Origin of the sequence: Streptomyces acidicola (genome assembly GCF_009377235.1) — a bacterium.
In the GTDB taxonomy this organism is placed as follows: Bacteria; Actinomycetota; Actinomycetes; order Streptomycetales; family Streptomycetaceae; genus Streptomyces; species Streptomyces acidicola.
This window is the reverse complement of the sequence record NZ_VMNX01000443.1, coordinates 1-3,523: the sequence shown is the minus strand read 5'-3', so window position 1 is coordinate 3,523 and position 3,523 is coordinate 1. Positions and strand designations below refer to the sequence as shown.

1 protein-coding gene is annotated in these 3,523 nt (G+C 73.4%); it reads right to left on the bottom strand.

Translation table 11 applies throughout. The annotated features are described in order from the left end of the window. Positions 1-56: 56 nt before the first annotated feature. Positions 57-3,359 (bottom strand): S41 family peptidase, encoded by a 3,303-nt coding sequence (locus FPZ41_RS45655; RefSeq protein WP_322621573.1) that lies wholly within the window; start codon positions 3,357-3,359, stop codon positions 57-59. Positions 3,360-3,523 lie beyond the last annotated feature (164 nt).

The window sequence follows — 3,523 nt, the reverse complement described above, 5'->3', positions numbered from 1 at the left end:
GGTAAGGGCGGCGGGGGCGAAGACTCCCGGTGGGACCCACCCCGCCCCCACACGCCCTACAACTCCGGCAGCGGCGGAGCCGTCTTCGCCGGTGTCTCCTCCAGCGCGGCCAGCGCGAGGCGGATCGCCTCGTCCAGCTGTGCGTCCCGCCCCGCCGCGTAATCGTGCGGGGCCTGGACGACCTCGACGTCGGGGTCGACCCCGTGGTTCTCGACACCCCACCCGTACCCCTCCAGCCAGAACGCGTACTTCGGCTGAGTGACGAGCGTGCCGTCGACGAGGCGGTAGCGGCTGTCGATGCCGATGACGCCGCCCCACGTCCGGGTACCGACCACCGGCCCGATCCCGAGCGCCTTGATCGCCGCGTTCACGATGTCCCCGTCGGACCCGGAGAACTCGTTGGCGACGGCGACGACGGGCCCGCGCGGGGCGTCCCCGGGATAGCTGTACGGCCGCATTCCGCGTGGCACGTCCCAGCCCACGATCCGGCGGGCCAGCTTCTCGATGACCAGCTGGGAGGTGTGCCCGCCACGGTTCTCGCGGACGTCGACCACGAGGCCCTCCCGCGCCACCTCGATCCGCAGGTCGCGGTGGATCTGCGCCCAGCCCGGCGCCTGCATGTCCGGCACGTGCAGGTAGCCCAGCCGGCCCCCGGACTTCTCGTGCACGTAGGCCCGCCGGTCCGCCACCCACGCGTGGTAGCGGAGCGGCTCCTCGTCGTCGATGGGCACGACGACCGTGTGCCGGGGGTCCCCGCCGCCGGCGGGCAGGACGGTCAGTTCGACGGGCTTGCCCGCCGTACCCACGAGCAGCGGCCCCGGACCGGTCACCTGATCCACGGGCTGCCCGCCCACCGCGATGATCGCGTCCCCGGCCCGTACCGCCACTCCGGGCGCGGCGAGCGGCGCGTGGGCGTCGGGGTCGGAGGTCTCCGACGGCAGGACGCGGTCGATGCGCCACCGCGCCGCTCCCTGGGGGCCGTCCTCGTGCCGGGAGATGTCGGCGCCGAGCAACCCCTGCCGCCGCTCGCCCCATCCCCCGCCGCCGCGCGGAGTGACGTACGCGTGCGACGTACCGAGTTCGCCCTGCACCTCCCACAGCAGGTCCACCAGGTCGTCGTGGGTGGCGACCCGGGCGAGCGCGGGCCGGTACCGGTCCAGCACCCCGTCCCAGTCGACTCCCCCGAGATCCGGCCGCCAGAAGTTGTCCCGCATGAAGCGGCCGGCCTCGTCGTACATCTGGCGCCACTCGGCGGCCGGGTCGACGGTCTGCCGTACGCGCGACAGGTCGACGGTGATGTTGGTGTCGCTGTCCTCGTCGCTGGAGGCGCGCCGGTCGCTGGGGACGACCTTGAGCTTGCCGTCGGTCCACAGCAGCACCCGCTTGCCGTCGCCGCTGACCGCGAACCGCTCGGCGTCCGAGGCGAGGTACTCGACGCGCTGCTGGGCGAGGTCGTACCGCTCCAGCGAGGTCTTGGGGTCCGGGTCGTCGGGCGTGGCCCGCGCGTGACCGAGTACGCCGCGCACCGGGTGCCGCAGCCACAGCACGCCGTCCTTGGCGGCCCGCAGCCCCGAGTAGCGCGCGGCCTCGACGGGGAACGGCACGATCCGGTCGGCGAGCCCTTCGAGGTCGATACGGGTCGCGGGGGCGCCCTCACTGTCCGGCGTCTCGTCCTTGTCGGGCGCCTCGAAGGGGCGCCCGTGACGCTGCGGCCCGAAGGGGGACGGGGTCGTCGCGGCGAGCGTGATGAGATGCGGACGCGAGCCGCCGACGAAGGCCAGGTCGAAGACGTGCTCGTCGTAGACCGGGTCGAAGGACCGCGCGGACAGGAACGCCAGGTGCTTGCCGTCCAGCGTGAAGGCGGGCGAGTAGTCCTGGAACCGCAGTGGCGTCGCCTCCGTCACCGACAGGTCGGTGGTGTTGGCGAGTTTGAGCTGGCGCAGCGGGCTCGGGCCGGGGTGGGACCAGGCGAGCCAGGCGCAGTCGGGCGAGAAGACCAGCCCGGAGACCTCGCCGTCCTCACTGCGGTCGACCTCGCGCACCTCGCCGCTCTCCCGCTCGACGAGCAGCACGCGCCCGTCGTGCGAGGCGACGGCGGCCCGGCTGCCGTCGGGCGCCATGGCGAGCCCGAGCACGCGCCCGAGCTGTCCGGCGGCGAGCCGTCGCGGGGTGGCCCCCGGCGCGACTCCGGTGGCGGGCGCGAACTCGAGGGCGTCGTCGCCCTCGGCGTCCGTCACCCACACCACCCACTCCTCGCCGTCCGCGCGGAAGGTGACGGGCAGCCGGGCCCGTACGCCGTGCTCGACGGCGAGCGAGCGGGTGGGGCCGGAGCGGTGGGTGACCCAGTGGACGGCACCGCGCACGGAGACGGCGCTGCCGCGCCCGGTGTGGTCGGGCGAGCCCGTCCCGAACCAGTGGCTCGCGTTCACGGGATGCGGCTGGAGATCGACGCGCTGCCCGCCGAGCCGGATGTCGAGCCGTCGGGGCTCCGCGCCGTCGAGGTCGTCGAGGAGCCACAGTTCACCGGCGGACGCGTACACGACGCGCGTGCCGTCGGTGGCGGCGTGCCGGGCGTAGAACCCGTCGAGAGGAGTGTGCCGTCGCAGATCGGAGCCGTCGCTCAACGACGAGTAGAGCGCCCCGACCCCTTCGTGATCGGACAGAAAGGCGATCCGGTCCCCCACCCACAGGGGGTACTCGATGTTCCCGTCGATCTCGGCATGGAGCCGCACGAACTCCCCACTACCGACACTGCCGACACCGGCGGCACCGGAGTCGCCTCCATCCCCTCCGTCTCCTCCGTCCCCTGCGTCGGCTTGCTCCCGCTCGATCCACAGCTTGCCCGCCGTGCCGCCGCGGTACCGCTTCCACCAGGCGGCCTCGCGGCCCATGGGCGCGGACAGCAGTACGGTGCTCGGTCCGTACACGACGTCGCCGACGGGCCCGTACGGCAGGGTCGTCGCCGGTCCGCCGTCGAGCGGGACGGCACGCGCCCAGCTGCGCCGGAGGCTGGCCTGGCCCTGCGTGCTGAGCGCGAGGACCTTTCCGTCGGGTGTCCAGCCGCGCACCTGGGTGCGCCAGCTTCCCCAGTACGTGAGGCGCTTGGACGGCCCGCCGTCGATGGGGGCGACGTGGACCTCGGGTGCTCCGTCGCGGGTGGAGGTCCAGGCGACGGTGGTGCCGTCCGGGGAGATGCGCGGATGGTTGACGGGGACGTTGTCGGCGCTGACCCGCCAGGCGCGGCCACCGTCGAGAGGCGCGACCCAGACGTCGTCCTCGGCGGTGAAGGCGACCGATTCGCCGTGCAGGTGCGGAAACCGGAAATACGCGGGAGAGGCAGAGGCTGCAGGCAGTGTCACCAGGTCACTCTAGGCAGCGTATGGCGTTCTTGGGAGGGGTTTGGATCACTTGCCCTCGGGCCAGCAGGTGGGATGTGACTGGCAGTAGACGGTCTTCGTCACGGTGACGGTGACGGTCGGGCCGGGTCCGCCGGGCGGGTTGTCGTCGGCGGGCGGGGTGGCGG